This window comes from Hydrogenovibrio thermophilus, from assembly GCF_004028275.1.
Lineage (GTDB): Bacteria > Pseudomonadota > Gammaproteobacteria > Thiomicrospirales > Thiomicrospiraceae > Hydrogenovibrio > Hydrogenovibrio thermophilus.
The window spans coordinates 1,110,754-1,128,562 of the sequence record NZ_CP035033.1; the positions used below are offsets into that span (position 1 = coordinate 1,110,754).

The window sequence follows — 17,809 nt, forward strand, 5'->3', positions numbered from 1 at the left end:
GTTTGACAATATAAGTTATTTCTAATAAGATGGAGTCATTCATGTTTCTTCATGAGTATCCTCCTCTGATTATTTCTTGTTATTAAAAAGAAATAATGTATTTAAAGCCTCAGTTTGTCCCTGAGGCTTTTTTTTATCTCGAATTTTTCATTAGCTGTTTGGAATCAAGAATTTGGCGCGTTGCGGCCATCGGTTTGAGACAGGGTTTTGTGGTGTCCGATCGGATGCATGAAATTTTCCAGACGGTCATATTTCTTATTCAGCATCGATTTGAAGATGGTGGTGTATTCCAGCACCGCTTTGACGTAGGCGCGGGTTTCGGAAAACGGAATGGTCTCAATCCATTGGTCGGCGGAAAGCACCTTGTCTTGCGGAATCCATTGGTCGACTCGTGTCGGTCCGGCGTTGTAAGCCGCCGTTGCCAAAACGCGACTGCCGTTGTATTTGTCACTTAAATAACTCAAGTAAGCACTGCCCAGTTCGATATTGGATTCGGGGATGGTGAGGCGGGTGTATTGACGTTTTTTCAGGCCGATTTTTCGCCCGATGTAGCGTGCGGTTTTCGGCATGAGTTGCATCAAGCCGACGGCGCCGACCGGTGAACTGATGGTCGGTGAGAAAGCGCTTTCACGGCGCATGACGCCGTACACCCAGGCCGGGTCGATGGTGTTCTTATTGGCGGCCTGCATCACCGGTTCGCGATAAGGGGTTGGGAAGCGTAACGATAAGTCGTCCCATTTTTTGACCCGGGAAATGGTTTGAATCGCCAAATTGTGCTGATCCCAGTCCGCCATGAAGTTGGCGATGGCTTCGAAGTCGTTTTGGTCGATGTTCTTGAGCAGGTTGTACCATTCGCGCTTCAAGCTGAGTTTCCATTGAATTGCGATCAGCTCCTGCATGACTTCCAGTTGCGGGTATTTTTTCACCATCTTCGCCAGGTCTTTTTTCTGGCTGGGCGTCGGATTGAACTGATAGGGCTGTTGCAATCGGTCGGCGGACAGAAAACCATAGAAGCTGCGCTGTTTGGCGAGGGTTTGGAAAATCGGGCGGGCATCCTCTTGTTGGTTCAATTCCACCAGGGCGCGGGCTTTCCAATACAGCCAGCGGGATTCGGATTGTTCTTCCGGCGGCAGCAGGGCGTAAAGGTCCAGATAATTGACCCAGTTGGATTCCCGAATCGTGACTTGCAATTCCCATTCCAGCGTGCGCTCGTCTTTACCGGCGCGGTCGATCTGAGCGAGATATTCGCTGGCTTTCGGGTGATATTGATAAGCGAAACGCAGACTGACCCGGCTTTGCAAATGGCTTTCTTCCTGACGGTTCAAACCGTATTGCTCGGCGCGTTGTTTGAGGGTTTTCAGGGCCAGTTCCGGCTCGGAATAGGACAAGCGTTGAATGCCTTGTTTGAAAATCGCCTTGCGAATCACCGGCGAGACGTACGACGGCATATCTCGGGTGACATTTTTCGGGTGGCGGAAGGTGTCAATCCAATAATTCAGTGCTTTGCGCTCTTGTGCCGAGAGGTCGCGGCCGATGTTTTTGGCGGTTTTGAGTTTGCCTTTTTTCATCGCCAATTGCGCTTTTGTCCACACCATGGAACCGGTAATGAGTTTGTGTTTGCGTAAATATTTTTTCACCGGTTTGCAGGTGCCGGGCAGGCTGAGCTCGCTTTGCCATAATGCCTGCATTTGCCGGTCGGTTTTTTCGGTGTGTTGCACCTGCATCTGAGCGCGCAGGTCATAGCATTTCAAGGTGGTGGAGCTGTATTCGCCCGGCTCATATTGTTTCAAATACAAGGACCACTGATGGGTTTTACCCAGGTAATGCAGCCATTTCCGTTTTAAAAAGAACGGCAAGGGGCTGTTGGGGTGAGTGTCGATGAAGCCTTGAATCAGAGCGGGCGGTGTGTCTTTGATGTGGTATTTATAATCCAGATACACCAGATAAGGGTATAGGGGGTAATCCTTTAACTCCGCCTGGTATTTGGCGATTAACGGCCGGTCGTTGGCTTTGGTGGCTTCATAAGCGTCGAGAAAGGTGCGTTGGTTTTGGGTCAGTTGATCGGGGTCGGGCGTCGAGGCCGCCGCCGGCTGCTGTAAGCCGAAGGCAACGAAAAGCAGTAGTGTCAGGATGTGGTGTAAGCGTCGTTGCTTGTTCCCTAGCATAACCTTTAACTCTTAACCCAAACCTTGAGTTTGGTTCCCGGTTGCAGAACGGCCGATTTCTTGATGCCGTTCCAGTTGCACAGCTCTTGCGTGGTGACGCGGTATTTTTGCGCCACGACCCATAGGCTTTCCCCTTCTTTCAGGGTGTAAGACACTTTTCGACCATACTGGTTGGATTGAATCACCAGTTGCTGGCCTTTGTAAATCGGCTTACGGATGCTGATGCCGTTCCATTCGCATAACTTACGCGGTGAAGTGTTGTAATACTTGGCGATGGTCCAGAGGCTTTCGCCGGAACGAACGGTATGAGTGTGTTTGTTGCCGGTGTATTTTTTGGGTTTATCCGCTGAACGTAATGCGACTTGATGGTTTTGCGGCAGTGGAATCAACAGGGTTTTGCCGGCACGCAGGAAGCTGCCTTTCATGTTGTTAAGCTTTTGGATTTCGCGGCTTGAGGTGCGGTAGCGGTAAGCAATGACGCTCAAACTTTCCCCTGAGCGGATTTTATGACGCACCCAGGTAACTTCGTAGTCGTCAGGACTGGCGGAATATTCCGCCTCGAAAGCATCGGCCACCTCAATCGGCAAGAGCAGCGGGTGTTTGCCTTTTGGCGGGGTGGCCAGGCGAAGGTAGCCGGGGTTCAGCACCTTAAGCATGTCTTGCGGGGTTTGAGTGGCCTGTGCGACCTTCGGCAGGCTGATTTGATCGGAGACCTGCACCTTTTTGAAATAAGGCTCGTTGGGAACCGGCTCCAGGTCGAGCTGGTAGGTTTTTTTGTGGCTCACAAGGTTGGAAATCGCCAGCAACTGCGGCACATAGTGCTGAGTTTCTTTCGGCAGATAAGGGCGGATGTTCCAGAAATTCGGGTCGCCGTTCGGATGTTTTTTCAGGAAGCGTCGTTGCGCTTTCAGGACATTGCCGTAGCCGCTGTTGTAGGACGCCAGTGCCAACAGCCAGTCATAGTCGTTTTGGGCATACAGGGCTTGCAGGTAGTCCAATGCGGCGAGAGTGCTGCGATAGACGTCCTGACGGCCGTCGTACCACCAGTTTTGGTGTAATCCATACATGTGTCCGGTGGCGGGCATGAATTGCCAGAGACCGGCCGCGCTCATGTACGAGCGGGCATAGGGGTAATAACCACTTTCCACGACCGGAAGCAGGGCGATTTCATACGGCATTTGGCGCTTTTTGACTTCTTGCAGAATGAAATATAAATAGGGTTTGGCTCGAACCGACACGCGCTTCAGGTAACGCTTTTTATTGATGTAGTAGCTCATGTAGTCCTGATAGTTCTCGCTGTTGGCCGGAGCCAGGAACAAGTGTTCGCTGATCTCTTGCCACAGGTCGTCGTAAACCGGCGCTTCCTGCGAAAACACTAAAGCACGATCCAACTGGTTGGACAGGTTTTGGTTCGATTTCAGAGCCGAAAACCGTTCGGTGGATTCTTGGATCGAGCTTTCGAAAGCATCCGTTTCGCGGTTTTCCGTGAGAATCGGGTCGGTAATAGGCAGCTTCGGTACCGTTTCCTGTGAGGAACGTTGTGCGGTGGTATCGATGTCCTGATAGGGAAGGTGGCTGCACCCCGCTAACATCAGGAAGGTGGCGGCGGACGCCAGTTTTATAAAAGGGGTGAACAGTTTATGTCGGGTCTCAATCATTCAATCCGGCCTCAAGGGTTCCAGTTTTATCGAGTTCATCTTTCCAGGCTCTCAGGGTCGCATAAGCCTGTTCGTTGCTGAGTTCGGCTTTTCCGGCACGGTTGGCCAGGGTTTCCTTCAACGGTGATTGGTCAAAGCGCAGAAACGGGTTGGTTTTCTTCTCCAGACCGAGTAAGGCCGGAACACAAGGTTCGCCTTGTCGGGTTTTACGCTTGACTTCGGTCTGGCGAGCGGCCATGTCGAGGTTGTCAGGTTCGGCAATCATCGCAAAATTGAGGTTGGCGTAAGTGTATTCATGGCCACAGTAAACCGCACAACTGTCCGGCAGTTCGCGAATCTTTAACAGGGATTGGGCCATGACCCCAGGTGCTTGCGTCCAGGTTTTACCGCAGCCGGCGGTGAACATGGCATCGCCACAGAATAAGGCCTTCGGGTGATAGAAGCTGATGTGTTCGTGGGTGTGCCCCGGTGTTGCCATCACCTTGAAGGTTTCGCCATGCACTTGGATTTCGTCGCCGTCGGTTACCGGGTAGGTAACGGGTTTATAAGGGCCGTGTGCATTGCTGACGATGGGCACGTCGCCTAATTCTGTTCTCACTGCTGCAATTCCGCCGGTATGATCATAATGATGATGTGTTAGCAAAATGCCGACCAGTTCCAGCTGGTTTTGATGAAAATATTCGATGACTTTCCGACTTTCACCCGGATCGACGATCCAAGCCGACTTATCCTGCGGGTTCTCCGAGAGAATGACCCAAGTGTAATTGTCCGAAAGTGTCGGTAGGCCAACGATTTTCATGTCTGACTCGTTAATTGTTATAATGGCCGTATTCTAACAAATCCGCCGGTTAAAATGATGACGAATCCTTCATTTCAATCCTTTTTACATCGGTTTTATCAGACGCCAAAAGGGCAGTCGTTATTCCGGCAGGAAAAACCTTTGATCGATCATGCGTTAGCACACGTTTTCGGCCTCTATTTGGTGCAACTGGGTCGAGTGTCGACCGATAGCCTGCTGGAAAACAGTCGCGTCAACTGTAAAGTCCTTCTGGATGACCATGCGTTGCCGGAAGCCAGCGGCTTGCGTATTCAAGCCGATATGGATTATTTACCGATTCGAAACGATGCGGTTGACGTGTTCGTCTTGCCGCATTCATTGGAATCCGTGACCGACCCTTATCATTTGCTGCGACAAGTGGATTCGGCGCTGGTACCGGAGGGGCATGTGCTGATTACCGGTTTCAACCCGTTGGGGTGCCGTACCATGCGCAATCGTTTCGGCGAACATCGCCGTCATTTCAAATCGGCGAATTTGATTCGCGCTCATCGGGTAGTGGATTGGCTAAGCTTGTTGGGGTACGACATTGAACAGGTGACGTACAGCTCCATCAGTTGCTTGACACGTCAGGATGCCGAGCAGGGCACCTGGCGTTGGGTGGAAGGGTTGGAAAAAACATTGGGGCGCATGGGATTGGATTTTGGAAATGTGTATTGCATTTTAGCCAAAAAACGCATTGCTTCGCCGACGCCGGTTGGTCTGAATTGGCGGCTTTCCAACTGGCTAATCGCCGCGAAGGGCGGGCGGGCCGTCGTTTCGAATCGCGCCAACCGACATCATCGAATGGATAAGGACTCATAACAACATTATGCAGGAAGTGGAACTTTTTACCGACGGCGGCTGCCGTGGCAATCCCGGCCCCGGTGGCTGGGGCGCGTTATTACGTTTTGGCGAATTTGAAAAGGAGTTGAAAGGGGCGGAGCCGGACACCACCAACAACCGTATGGAATTGACCGCCGCGATAGAAGGGCTGAAAGCCTTGAAACGACCTTGCAAGGTGACCTTGACCACCGACTCTCAGTACGTCAAGAACGGTGTCACCCAGTGGATGGCGAACTGGAAACGCAATAACTGGCGAACCGCGGCGAAGAAACCGGTCAAGAATCAGGATCTTTGGCAAGCCTTGGACGAGGCACTTAAACCGCATGATGTGACCTGGGCTTGGGTCAAAGGGCATGCCGGTCACGATGAAAACGAACGCGTCGATGAACTGGCGAATTTGGCGATGGACGAATTGATGGCCGCTCATTAGGGCGGCCAAACGCAGGGCGGATTACAGTTGAATGTGACTGAAATCCGGTTCGAAGAAATCCACTGATTTTAAAATCTTATCTTTACGGTAGGCCTTGCCGTCACGGCCGGTCTGGTCAGACGCGCAACGAATCACGAAAAAATCGCCCACCTGATCGTAGGTAACGTCGACATCCAGTGTGTCGGCGTAATGCTGAACGGTTTGACGGGCATTTTCTTCTGTGGGGCAGAACTTGGAAAAGTTCGAGCGCACCACTTCTTCAAATACCGCCTGACTGACCGCCAGTGGGTCTTGCGGTTGCAGTTTGTCCAGAACATAGAGAATGGACATCTGCGACGCCGCCATCGGTTCCGGTAAGTCAAGGTGATGGGTGATGCCCCAGGCAACGAACAGCATATCGCCCAATGCATCCAACTGTTCGGTCAGGTCGTTGTCCTGATAAGCATCGAAAAACTCTTTGGCTTCTTCGTCATAAAAAAACAAGTGATTGACGCCGTGTTGATGGGAGGCGTCGTTACCGGCGAGCTGGTGCCACTGTGCGGTGGGTTCCAGGAAAATGCTTTTGGCGGAATCGTCACGAAAAAGTTGCTGTCTCAGTTGCATGGTCACCTCTAGTGTATCTTCTTATGTGTCTCTTTTGGGTATTGGAATCGCAGCTTGAAAAACGGCCAGGCCTGGCCGTTTTCGGTGTTAAGCAAGAAGAGTCGTGCGAGCGGTTACCATTGAATGGTGCGGTCGCATTTCTTGCTGATGGCGGCCAGCTTGCTGGCATGGGCCTCAAGCTCCGCTTCGGAAGCGCGTAATACTTTGAGTGGCGCGCGCTGTTGGCTCAAATTGGCCTGTTGATCCAGCTTAGCGTTGGGGTCTTCGTTCATCAGCATCAAGTCGGTCTGTCCGCCGGTCATGGCCAGATAGACATCGGCCAGGATTTCGGAGTCGAGTAAGGCACCGTGCAATGTCCGGTTGGAGTTGTCGATGTCGAAACGTTTGCAAAGCGCATCCAACGAGTTACGTTGTCCGGGGTAGGCTTTTCGAGCCATTTTCAAGGAGTCGGTGATTTGACAATGCGCTTCGATGGTGCCCCATTTGTTGTCGGGCAACATCGACAGTTCATGGTTGATAAAGCCCACGTCGAAGGGCGCGTTGTGGATGATGAGTTCGGCGCCGGCCACGAAATTCATGAAATCGTCGACCACTTGAGCGAATACCGGTTTGTCCTTCAGGAATTCATTGGTGATGCCGTGCACATCGATGGCGTCCTGCGGCACGTCCCGTTCCGGCTGGATGTATTGATGGTAGTTGTTGTGGGTGAGTTTTCGTTTGACCAGTTCCACGGCCCCGATTTCGATGATTCGGTCGCCGGTTTTCGGGTCGAAGCCCGTGGTTTCCGTATCCAGTAGTATTTGACGCATGGTTAAATTGTTTCTCTTAATCTCTGAGAGTTCTTCGGGTAGAATACGCTAAATGTTTTCTATTTTAATGCAATTTTGAGAGTCTGAGTATGAGAATTAAAAAAGGGAGCGAAGTCACGTTTCATTACGAGTTGCGAAACGAGAAAGGTGATTTGCTCGACAGCACTTTCGGTGGCGAGCCGGTGCATTATGTCCACGGTGAAGGTGAAATCGTCGAAGGGTTGGAAGAGTTTTTGGAAGGTGAGGAACCGGGCTTTGAAGCCAAGGTCGAAATTCCGCCTGAGAAGGGCTATGGAACGACACGAGAAGATTTGATCGTATACGCATCGCCGGAAAACTTTGATGACCAAGTGGAAATCAAAATCGGTGAGGTGGTGGAAACCGAAGATCCGGAAGGTAATATGATTCAATTCCGCATTGTGGAAGTGGATGAAGACAAAGTGTATCTGGACGGTAATCACCCATTGGCGAATCAAACGTTGGAATACCGTGTAGAGGTGGTGGAAGTCGCTTGATTCAAGTGCCGCCTGACGCCGGTAAATCCCGGATACAAAAAAGCCCCAAAAACGGGGCTTTTTTTATGGGTGTGTGTTATCCGAAACGAATCAGTCGTCCAGATTACCGCACTTCAAGTTGCCAGGCACCGCGATGTCGATGCGTTTTGGATTCGGCAGATTCAAGTTGTCCATAATGGTCGAGAAGTCTTCAAAAGACTTGTTGCTACCGGCACGGACATTGAACGTTTTTTCTTCACCGATGGTGGATTGGCTGAACCCTTTGTAGTCATGCGCCGGGAACACCATGGTGTCTTCCGGTAGCTTGAACAGGATTTCCGTCAATGAGTGATACATGGATTCATTGTCACCCAATTGGAAGTCGGTCCGGCCGCAGTCACGCACCAACAAGGTATCGCCGGTGAAAACCGCACCGTCAATTTTATAGGTGATGTCGTTATTGGTGTGACCAGGGGTGTGAAGTACATGAATTTCCTGATTGCCCAGTTTGAAGACGTCACCGTCCACCGCCAGAATATCCGCACATTCCGAGCCGGAGTTCTTGTGCACCACCAGTTGCCCGCCAATGCGTTTTCTCAAAGGGCCTGCCCCTGTGATGTGGTCGGCGTGGATGTGTGTTTCCAACAGGTATTTAACGTTCAATCCCAATTCTTTGATGTGCTGCTCGTCACGATCAACTTTTTCGAGTACTGAATCGATTACGGCGGCTTCTTTGGTCTCTTCGTCCCAGATCAGGTAAGTGTAGGTCCAAGTGTCGTAATCAAAAAGTTGTCGAATGTTCATGTAAATCTCCTTTGTCTTCGTTTTCGTTCGTGTGTCGAACGTAACGATTCGAGGGTCTGATTATCGCTTTTTTCAACCGGATAAACAAACACTAATATGTTTTTGGGTCAAAAAAAGTGTAATGATAAAAACAACTTATAATCTTTTATAAAATTAGATTTTAAGTTCCCGATACTCCGTTAAAATCAGCGTTGTTCGCCCGGACGTCCTTATCGAATTGCGAGCCATTATGGCATGCGGCCGCCTGATATGCATATAGAAATAATTAATGGTTTTAATAGTATTTTGCAAGCCGATGCGGCTGACCGCCGCGTTATTTTGCTATCTTAGGCCGTCATTTTTTATTCATGCTTTATCGACGGATTCGGCGTTATGATAGTATTTATAGTCCAAATTAATAGGGGTATAAATATGACTGATAATGAGTTTAGATTACCGTATTTTCCGGCCAGTTTCTTCGGGATGGTGATGGGCGTGACCGGTTTGTCGATTGCACTTTTGGCCGTGAAAACATCGGCGACCTTAATGGCCGGGCAGGCGGTATTGGCGGTCGCCACCCTGTTGTTTGTTGGCTTGTTGGTTTCCTATTTATTGAAAGTGGTACGTTTTCCAGATGCGGTGCAGGCGGAAATACGCCATCCCGTCAAAATGAATTTTGTCCCCGCCATCAGCATCAGTCTGATTTTGCTGAGCATCGCCTTCTATGCCATCGGTAAAACGCAACTTTCGTTTTGGTTATGGTCCGTGGGTGTCGTGGCCCACCTGATATTGACCTTGTGGGTGCTGTACCACTGGATTCATCATGATTTTTTTAAAATCGAACATTCCAACCCGGCCTGGTTCATTCCCATTGTCGGCAATATTCTGGTGCCGATTGTCGGGGTGCATCATGCGCCGGTTGAAATCAGTTGGTTCTTCTTTTCAATCGGTATTGTATTCTGGCCGGTCATCATGGCGATCTTGTTCAATCGCATCATTTTTCATCCGCCGATTGTCGATAAGCTGATTCCGACCTTGTTTATTTTCATTGCGCCGCCGGCGGTTGGTTTTCTGTCTTATGAAGCGTTGAACGGAGGCGTATTGGACGCTTTTGCACGGATACTGTATTTCTTTGCGGCTTTCATGACGTTGCTGATGTTGGTGTCGGCCGGTAAGTTTCTGCAAGTGAAGTTTGCGTTATCCTGCTGGGCTTATACGTTTCCACTGGCGGCCATCAGCATTGCATCCTTCAAACTGTTTGATCTGACGAATCAAGTGGTGTTTCAATGGGTGGGAATCGTTTTGTTGGCGCTGCTGAGTTTGATGATTTTGGTGTTCGCCTGGAAAACGATTCAGGCGATCCGCAATCGTCATATCTGTACGCCGGAGCACTGAAAAGCCGTAGGGAGCCTGATTACAGGGCAAAGACCACTTCCAGCGGGTTGTGGTCGGAAATCTCTTCGACATGAAAGGCGCGGGCGGATTGGACGGTGAGGCCGCGATAGAAAACATAATCCAAAATTTGTCGATTGAGGGTTCGGATAGGACGAGTGTCCGGGTAAGCGACTTCCGACAGGCCGAGTTGTTGCACGGCTTTTTCCAACATGGAAACCCGGGTTTTATTCCAGGTGTTGAAATCGCCGCTGACAATCATCGGTCCCGATTTTTCGGCAATCAAATGCCACAGTAAATTTAATTCCTGCTGAAACAATCGGTTCGGCACAAAGTTGATGGCGTGAATGTTGATGTGGGTCAGCGTTTCGCCATTTTGCAAACAATGCTCGGTCACCAAAGCGGTTTTATGCGTGGTCCAGCCCAGCTCTCGGCTGCGGGTCAGACATTGGTGCTGCGCCGTCATGCCGAATTCGGTGGCGGTCAGCACGCCGAAATGTTTCTGGCGGGTTTCAATATTGGGTGCCATTACAAACGGCAAGTTGAAAAAACGGTTTTGCATCGGGCGGGTGGCGGCTTCTTGAAACGACAGCAAGTGCGGCGGTTCCATACTCAACAACTGTTCGATGGGGCGGTGGATGTAATGCGCAAAGTCGGTTTTGTGCAGGTTCCAGGTCAGGAGCCGGAAGGGGTTCGGCAAGGCCTGGCCGAGCTGTGTCGAGGACAAGTCATGTGAAATGGGGGTCAGCTTGGGTTTGTACATGCGTTGGAAGCCTGCCGGTGAAATCGAAGAATCTTATGTCCGATTATAGAATAGTGACCAGGCCTGGTGAAAACTTTTATAGCCATTGCGTGATTTCGCCAGGCCTGGGCGTTTGTCGGAATGGCGTTGTGCAGGCTTAGTTTATTCGCTCAACCCATTCGATCAAGATTCACGCCCCGGGTTTCAATGCGGTAATGCCAAGTAACCCAAGCGCCGAGCAAAGACGTTCCGGCCAGAATGTAAAGCAAGGTCGCGGTGCCGATGTCGGCCAGTAGAATCGGGAATAAAAACGCCGTGCTGACCGCGCCGATTTTGGCAAAGGAGGCCGAAAAACCGGCACCAATTCCACGAATGCGGGTCGGAAAGACTTCACCGGCAATCAGATAGGTTTGTGCATTCGGGCCGAGGTTGGTCATGAAATTGAACAGCATGAAGCCGACGAATATCAGCAACAGTTTCGAGTCGCCCGATAAGCTTTGTGAGAAGGCGACCAGAATCAGGCCGATGGCGCAGCCGATGAAGCCGATAATCTGCAACTTGATGCGACCGACGACATCGGTCAGGAAAATGGCAAACAGCATGCCGATAATCAAGAGCACATCCAAAAAGGCCGCATGTTTGGCGCTTTGCAGGGTGTTTTCCACCAAATCGGCGATATTGCGGTCGTCTCCGACGGTGTTGTGACCGAAGGTGGCGGTGAGGATAATCGGTGTGAAAATACCGATGCCATAGGTTCCCAAATCCTGTAAGAACCACGGCACTGATGCGAAAATGGTGGCGCGGCGGTGTTTTTTCTTAAACAGTTTGGAGAAAGGCGACTTGCTTTTGACGCCTTCTTCTTCCGGTTCTGCAGACGGGTGGCGGCTTAAGGTGATGCTGTGCGGGTATTGCGGTGTGCGTTGCAACAGACGCCCGAGTTCATGTTCGGCTTGCGCCATATGACCTTGTTCCAACAGCCAGTGGGGCGATTCATTGATAAAGAAACGCCCGACGATGACCAGCAGCGCGGGAATGATCGCCACGGCATACATCCAACGCCAAGCTTCGACTTCCGGGTTGAGGTAAAGCACCAAAAAACCGATGATGGTGCCGACCAGCGCGCCAACGGCCTGGAATCCAAAGGCACCCAACACCAAGCGACCGCGCGTTCGGCTGGGAATACTTTCCGAAATCACCAAATGCGCGGTGGGGTAATCGCAGCCCAATGCCAGCCCGGCGCCGAACAGTGCAATGGCTAGGAAAATAAAGCTGGGGCTGATGGTGAGGGCGGCCAGAAAGAACACGAACAACACCAGCTCGATAATAAACAGTTTCTTACGCCCATATTTATCCGACAAACCGCCCAGCGTGGTGGCGCCGACCAGAATGCCAAACAGAATCGCAGCGCCGATAACCCCTTTTTCCAGCGCCCCCAAATCGAATTCCTGAACAATCAACGGTAAGGCGACGCCGGTCATGAACACCACCATGCCTTCGAAAAATTTGCCGGCGGTGGCGAGCATCCAAATGCGCCATTGCATTTGTGTCATGGGCGACATACGGACTTGCGTGCCGTCCGCCCAAATCGGCGATTCGTCAATGTAATCTTGCGGTGTGCGTTGTGGCATTTTGGTTGCGTGTGTCATCGGTATCGTCTTTTAGAGATAAAGGGTAGAGTTCATGATGGGTTTCATGATAGGCGAACTGAGGCCGAGCAATATAACGGTTTCCTTACGTTTTTTTGACGTTCTGTTTTTCCGGTTTTGGGGCGTTTATCGGTGGCTGGAATTTAAAACATAGAATTTATGGGGTTTGGTATACTGCGAACAAGCTTAAGTGAAAAATCGTACTCATGATAAGCCGCCTTTACGTTGCTCTTTAGCGCTTCTTTGAATCGGGCGTTGTCGCTCATAACGAACCCATAAATTTTTTCGGCATGAAACCAGACGAACATTCTCAAAGTCTTCTTACCCTGAGCTTATTGGCGATTCTCATCGGCATTATGGGCGGTATTGCGTCCTGGGGCTTTCGTATGTTGATCGGTCTGATTCACAATTTCCTGTTCCTGGGTGAATTCTCACCGTATTACGATGCGAATGTGCACACTGCGGCCAGCCCGTGGGGTGTATGGATTATTCTTGCGCCGATGTTGGGTGCATTGGTGGTGGCCTGGTTGGTGAAAAATTTCGCGCCGGAAGCCAAAGGTCACGGCGTGCCCGAGGTGATTTACAGCATTCATTATGAAGGCGGCAAAATTCGGCCGGTGGTGGCGATTGTTAAATCGCTTGCGTCGTCCATTTCCATCGGCAGTGGCGGTTCCGTCGGGCGGGAGGGGCCGATTATCCAAATTGGGGCGGCGTTTGCCTCGGCGGTCGCGCAATGGGTGACCTTGCCGGTGCATCAGCGCGTCACCTTAGTGGCGGCGGGCGCGGCCGCCGGAATTGCCGCCACCTTTAACGCGCCTTTGGGCGGCATCGTCTTTGCCGTGGAATTATTGCTGGTGTCGATCAGTGCCACGACATTACTGCCGGTTGCGTTGGCCGTGGTGGTGGCGACGCACACCGGACGATTCCTGCTGGGCATGACCCCGGCGTTTGATATTCCGGCACTGCAAATGCCGACATTCGAGCAGGTGCCGTTTGGCGAGTTGATGATTTTCATTCCGTTCGGTTTGCTGATGGGTGTGGTGTCGGCGTTCTTCGTGCGTGGCATCTATTGGGCGGAAGACCGTTTCGACAGTATGCCGGGCAATTATTACACCCGCCATGTCACCGGGATGTTTTTCGTCGGGGTGATTTTCTATCTGTTCCAGCATTTCAGCGGCCATTATTATGTGCAAGGTGTAGGGTATGCGACCATTACCGATCTTCTGAACGGCACGCTCGGGAACCCTTGGTTTTTGTTATTGCTGTTCGCGGCTAAGATGCTGGCGACGTTTTTGACCTTGGGGTCGGGCGCATCGGGTGGGGTGTTTTCACCGGCATTCTTTCTCGGCGGCACGCTGGGCGCGGCTATTGGCCAGTTTGCGCAGATGTTGTTCCCGGAACTGTCGATTGAACCGGCGGCGTTTGCGCTGGCAGGCATGGTGGCGATGGTCGGCAGTGCGACCGGCGCGGTGATTACCGCAACGGTCATGACGTTTGAGATGACGCGCGATTACAATGCCATTTTGCCGATTATCCTCAGTGCGGTCACCGCCTATGCCGTGCGCAAACGTTTGTCGCCTGAAAGTATTTATACCTTGAAGTTGATCCGACGCGGCCAGCCGGTGCCGGAAGGCTTGCAAGCCGCCATCGATGTGGCGCGGCAGGTTCGGGACGTGATGACGCCACAATTTCGGGTGGTGTCCGACGGCGACACGGCTCAAGCCTCGCCGCAAATCGGATTACAGTTTCAAGGCAATCGTATTCAAGGCGTGATTCCGCCACAAGTCACTTTGCCGACGGACGCGTCTCCGCAACCTTATGTTGTCGTCTCGCCAAATGAAGGGCTGGTGGAAGCCATGCACCGTATGAATCTGGCGGAAGTGGATTATGCTTTGGTCAGCGACAGTGCCGAACCCTACAGCGTGGAAAGTATCATCGGCATTCTCAGTGCCGATGACATTGCCCGTGCCTCACGGAAGACGGCGGATTTATTGCGCTGACAGGTTTTTCAGAGCGTCACACTAGAGAATCGGCGCGAAAATCCGGGTGAAGTTTTCAAACAGGCGACGTCCACGGCTGGCGGACAGTCGGTAAGGCTGGCTGTTCTCGATTAATTCCGCAACCCATTGCCAGGTTTGCTCAATCAAGTCTTCCCCATAAACCCAGTTGGCCAGTTCGTGGTTGATGAACAGTGAACGATAATCCAAGTTGGCGGTGCCGAACATCAGCGCTTTTCGATCCACTAGCACCAGCTTGGCGTGCAGCATTTTCCCTTTGTAGAAATGCAGCGTCCCGCCGGCCTCGCAAAGTTCGCGCATATACGAACTGCGGCCGAGGTCGAAAATCAAATGGTCGGATTTCTCCGGCGTCACCAGCGTGACCCGCACACCGCGTTTAATCGCAATCATCAAGGCGTTCATCACCGAGCTGTCCGGAATGAAATAGGGCGAGACGATGAGAATGTCGTCTTCCGCGGCATACAGTCCTTGCAGTAAGGATTCGAACAACGCATCTTTGTGGATGTCCGGCCCGGACGGGATGGCTTGCACCAATTCGCCTTGCGCCTCGTGTTTCGGCCATTGATTCGGCAGCGGCAGTTTTTCTTCGGTGGTGTAAAACCAATCTTCATTGAAAACAATGTGATAGTGCGCCAGCACCGGGCCTTCCATGCGGAACAGCAAATCCTTCCAGCGGTCATTGATCGGTTTGTCGGCCTCGGTGCCGAGATAGTCGTTGGACAGATTCATGCCGCCGGTGAAACCGATGTGGTGGTCGAACAGATAGATTTTACGGTGGTTTCGTAAGTTCACCTGGCTATTGAACAGGTTTTTGAACACCGGTTGAAAAAAGGCATAGTGGCCGCCGGCATCGGTCAAGGCTTGAAGCGCTTTGGGGTTGCGGTAGAGCGCGAAGGAGCCGATGGAATCCATCAGCAAGCGTACTTCCACGCCTTGCCTGGCTTTTTCGATCAGGGCATCAAGAATGCGCTGGCCGGTGGCGTCCAGTTCGAGAATGTAGGTTTCGATGTGAATGCATTGTTGGGCATTTTGCAAAGCGTGCATAAAGCGTTCGAAGGTGCGGCAGGAATCGTCGAAAAACTCGACCCGATTATGGCGAGTGGTGCTGGCGATTTGGTCGGCAATCAACAAGCGGTCGATTTGACGGGCCAGACGGTTATCGCCGGGCAGAATCGTGTCATTATCGGTGTTGGCCGGAATGATGATGTTCGGTTTATTGCGCTTGTAAAGGACTTTTCGGGAACCGAAAATCAGGTAAAGGAACACGCCGAGGTAGGGCAGCAGTAATAACGTCAGCAGCCAGACGGTGAGGTTTTGCGGGGAACGCCGTTGGTAAAGCATGTGCACCACGGCCGACAGCACCAGAAAGATGTAGACAAAATAGAAGAGCACCCAAAACTGTTGTAATTCAATTTGCATAGTCGGACGGCATTCGTTGCGATGTCGGTTAGCATACCGTCTTCTCTCCCGGATGAAAAGCTTTTCGGCGGTGTTGTAAAATTCGATATGTATTAAAGTATATTTTGATAAACTGTGCCGATGTCGCAAGGTTGGTTTGCGCAGGAGCAAGTGGCTTTAGGCCACACAATAAACGAGGAGAAATGAAAACGATGTTGTTTCAAAAAGGTATGAAAGCGGCGGGTGTCGCCGTGTTATTGATGGGCATGATGGCGGTAAACGCCGTATCGGCTGCAGATGAAAAAGGCGAGATGAGCAAGGTACTGACCGTGAGCGGCGCGGTGAAAAAACCGTTGACGCTCAGCTTGAAGGATTTGCAGGCCATGAAGCAATCCAAACAGGTAAAGGATATCGCCATCGTCTGCCAAAGCGGAGCCAATAAAGGGCAAATGGAAAGCCTGACCGGCGTGCCGTTGAAAACGATTTTGCTGGAAGCCGGGTTGAATGTGAGCCATCCGAAAGACTTCCGTAAACTCGCCATTATCGCCAAGGCCACCGACCCTTATTGGGTGACCTATTCCTGGGGCGAAATCTTTAACCGTCAGGACGGCGATGGCGTGATGGTGTATTACGCCCGTGACGGAAAGCTGTTGGACGAAAAAGAAGGCCAGTTCGCCTTGATGCCCACCGGCGATGCTCGCACCGGCGCACGTCAGGTGAAATGGCTAACCCATATCGAAGTCCGAAAGCTGGAACCTTAAGATACAACTTTCGAACAGCTAATTAAGTAAGCTGTTCGAGACTTTCAAAAACGCCCAGGCCTGGTTAAATTAATTGAAGAATAATTATATGTATTCATCATACAGTGATGGGTTGCTATATTTTTTTAATTATTAAGATCGTTTAAGTTAGTATATTTACATAAATAACGAAACGATGGTTTTGACGGGAAAAAGTTCAGTACCAAATAAACGGTCAATTTAACGGGGTGATGATAATAGATTGGCTGGTGAATCCGCCTGCAGCAACCTAACAAGCCAATCAACCTGACGTGTTCCACGCCCCAAAAATTAAAATTTTTAGCGCGCGAAGCCACGCAGGTTATCGCCATCCCGTTATGCAATATAGAGTCATAAAAGGAATGTGTTCACTTAATGAAAGTGGGTTATGAAGAAAAGACTTATGAAATCTATTTCAATAATGAATTAGATTCAAGGTCATCTATGTACTTCCCTCCTGGTCAAGTTTTAGAAGGTTTATTAGGGTTCGATGCTGCCGCAAACTCTCGAAACCGAAATCTTTGGAGAATATTTGGGCATCCATTTTGGTTTTGGCCTCACTTTTCAGGAGTTAATCTTTTTGATATAGCGGAAGAACTAGAAGTTGAGATTGAAACATTTACAAATAGAATTCCACAAATAAATGCAAACTTATTACTGCAGTATAAGAGACCTGTTTTTATTACTACTTCAAGTGGTGGTGAATGGCATCATTGGAATGAGCCATACTATAGATATTCAATTGACAAAGATCAGCATGACCTTCTTAATAAAATTGAGGAATCTTTTGGTAATCAAGCACTAGTTTTATATGCTTCTCCAGCCATACGTAGTTTAGATGAATTAGTTTCAGCAAAGCAGAATAAAGAAATTATAGAAAAATCTAATTTTCAAAAACCTTCAGGCTTAGGCAATCACAGAAAAAACACCTATACTCAGGCTGGTATGTATTCCATCGCATGTAGTGAACCTGAAGAACTAAAAAATTTCAATTTAATCTCTGAACTTGAGCGTTTAGATGGAAGTCATAATTTTTCTAATACTCAATTTGTTATTAACACAAGTCAGATTATCGAGGAAGTTATGGCAAGTTCAACAAGTTATAAAAAGCTAATTTCAGAATATGCTGAACTTAAAAAGTTTAAACTTATTTATTCATTTTTAATAATGAAAGTTTTCCGTGAGACTACAGGAATTCAATGGTCATTGAGTATTAAGGCATAACAGCACAC

16 protein-coding genes are annotated in these 17,809 nt (G+C 50.2%); 7 read left to right on the plus strand and 9 right to left on the minus strand.

The window, feature by feature from the left end; all coding sequences use genetic code 11:
- Positions 1–164 precede the first annotated feature (164 nt).
- The 3 genes from EPV75_RS05155 to gloB are packed head-to-tail and all read right to left on the minus strand — an operon-like array spanning position 165 to position 4,622.
- Positions 165–2,165: a lytic transglycosylase domain-containing protein gene (locus tag EPV75_RS05155; protein ID WP_128384683.1), complete on the minus strand. Its 2,001-nt coding sequence runs from the start codon at positions 2,163–2,165 to the stop codon at positions 165–167.
- Positions 2,166–2,170: 5 nt separating this feature from the next.
- Positions 2,171–3,823 carry a LysM peptidoglycan-binding domain-containing protein gene (locus EPV75_RS05160; RefSeq protein WP_225972405.1) on the minus strand — a complete coding sequence of 551 codons (1,653 nt, stop codon included), beginning with the start codon at positions 3,821–3,823 and terminating at the stop codon, positions 2,171–2,173.
- Positions 3,816–4,622 (minus strand): hydroxyacylglutathione hydrolase, encoded by an 807-nt coding sequence (gene gloB / locus EPV75_RS05165; RefSeq protein ID WP_128384684.1) that lies wholly within the window; start codon positions 4,620–4,622, stop codon positions 3,816–3,818. Before gloB ends, EPV75_RS05160 begins: the two co-directional genes overlap by 8 nt.
- A 141-nt stretch (positions 4,623–4,763) precedes the next feature.
- Between gloB and EPV75_RS05170 the strand changes: the two genes are divergently transcribed.
- Both EPV75_RS05170 and rnhA read left to right on the plus strand, forming a co-directional pair.
- Positions 4,764–5,462, plus strand: a complete 699-nt coding sequence (locus EPV75_RS05170; RefSeq protein WP_225972406.1) for a class I SAM-dependent methyltransferase — start codon at positions 4,764–4,766, stop codon at positions 5,460–5,462.
- Positions 5,463–5,469: 7 nt separating this feature from the next.
- On the plus strand, positions 5,470–5,913 hold the full coding sequence (rnhA, locus tag EPV75_RS05175; protein ID WP_029937767.1) for a ribonuclease HI: 444 nt from the start codon (positions 5,470–5,472) through the stop codon (positions 5,911–5,913).
- Positions 5,914–5,934: 21 nt separating this feature from the next.
- Here the strand turns inward: rnhA and EPV75_RS05180 are convergent, their stop codons facing one another.
- Complete coding sequence (locus EPV75_RS05180; protein WP_128384685.1) at positions 5,935–6,516, minus strand: pyrophosphohydrolase domain-containing protein; 582 nt, start codon at positions 6,514–6,516, stop codon at positions 5,935–5,937.
- A 113-nt stretch (positions 6,517–6,629) separates the two neighbouring features.
- A complete protein-coding gene (gene dnaQ, locus EPV75_RS05185; RefSeq protein ID WP_029937769.1) occupies positions 6,630–7,325 on the minus strand; it encodes a DNA polymerase III subunit epsilon in 696 nt (231 codons plus the stop codon).
- Between the two features lie 89 nt (positions 7,326–7,414).
- Here dnaQ and EPV75_RS05190 point away from each other — a divergent pair, with 89 nt between their 5' ends.
- The gene (locus tag EPV75_RS05190; protein ID WP_127119890.1) at positions 7,415–7,840 is read left to right on the plus strand and encodes an FKBP-type peptidyl-prolyl cis-trans isomerase; all 426 of its coding nucleotides are present in this window, start codon (positions 7,415–7,417) and stop codon (positions 7,838–7,840) included.
- A gap of 90 nt (positions 7,841–7,930) precedes the next feature.
- Here the strand turns inward: EPV75_RS05190 and EPV75_RS05195 are convergent, their stop codons facing one another.
- The gene (locus tag EPV75_RS05195) at positions 7,931–8,623 is read right to left on the minus strand and encodes an MBL fold metallo-hydrolase (protein WP_029937771.1); all 693 of its coding nucleotides are present in this window, start codon (positions 8,621–8,623) and stop codon (positions 7,931–7,933) included.
- Positions 8,624–9,034: 411 nt separating this feature from the next.
- Here EPV75_RS05195 and EPV75_RS05200 point away from each other — a divergent pair, with 411 nt between their 5' ends.
- The gene (locus EPV75_RS05200; protein WP_128384686.1) at positions 9,035–9,997 is read left to right on the plus strand and encodes an SLAC1 anion channel family protein; all 963 of its coding nucleotides are present in this window, start codon (positions 9,035–9,037) and stop codon (positions 9,995–9,997) included.
- A gap of 19 nt (positions 9,998–10,016) precedes the next feature.
- On the opposite strand, the gene EPV75_RS05205 is transcribed toward EPV75_RS05200, so the two are convergent.
- Positions 10,017–10,757 carry an endonuclease/exonuclease/phosphatase family protein gene (locus EPV75_RS05205; RefSeq protein WP_128384687.1) on the minus strand — a complete coding sequence of 247 codons (741 nt, stop codon included), beginning with the start codon at positions 10,755–10,757 and terminating at the stop codon, positions 10,017–10,019.
- Between the two features lie 149 nt (positions 10,758–10,906).
- Complete coding sequence (locus EPV75_RS05210) at positions 10,907–12,382, minus strand: MFS transporter (protein WP_225972407.1); 1,476 nt, start codon at positions 12,380–12,382, stop codon at positions 10,907–10,909.
- Positions 12,383–12,672: 290 nt separating this feature from the next.
- Between EPV75_RS05210 and EPV75_RS05215 the strand changes: the two genes are divergently transcribed.
- Positions 12,673–14,382 (plus strand): chloride channel protein, encoded by a 1,710-nt coding sequence (locus tag EPV75_RS05215; RefSeq protein ID WP_128384688.1) that lies wholly within the window; start codon positions 12,673–12,675, stop codon positions 14,380–14,382.
- A 21-nt stretch (positions 14,383–14,403) separates the two neighbouring features.
- Here EPV75_RS05215 and cls read toward each other — a convergent pair whose 3' ends face one another.
- On the minus strand, positions 14,404–15,819 hold the full coding sequence (gene cls / locus EPV75_RS05220) for a cardiolipin synthase (protein WP_128384689.1): 1,416 nt from the start codon (positions 15,817–15,819) through the stop codon (positions 14,404–14,406).
- 191 nt (positions 15,820–16,010) lie between these two features.
- On the opposite strand from cls, the gene EPV75_RS05225 reads away from it, so the two are divergent.
- Together EPV75_RS05225 and EPV75_RS05230 are read left to right on the plus strand one after the other, a co-directional pair.
- Positions 16,011–16,559: a molybdopterin-dependent oxidoreductase gene (locus EPV75_RS05225; protein WP_192894041.1), complete on the plus strand. Its 549-nt coding sequence runs from the start codon at positions 16,011–16,013 to the stop codon at positions 16,557–16,559.
- Between the two features lie 393 nt (positions 16,560–16,952).
- Complete coding sequence (locus tag EPV75_RS05230) at positions 16,953–17,801, plus strand: hypothetical protein (protein WP_128384691.1); 849 nt, start codon at positions 16,953–16,955, stop codon at positions 17,799–17,801.
- Positions 17,802–17,809 lie beyond the last annotated feature (8 nt).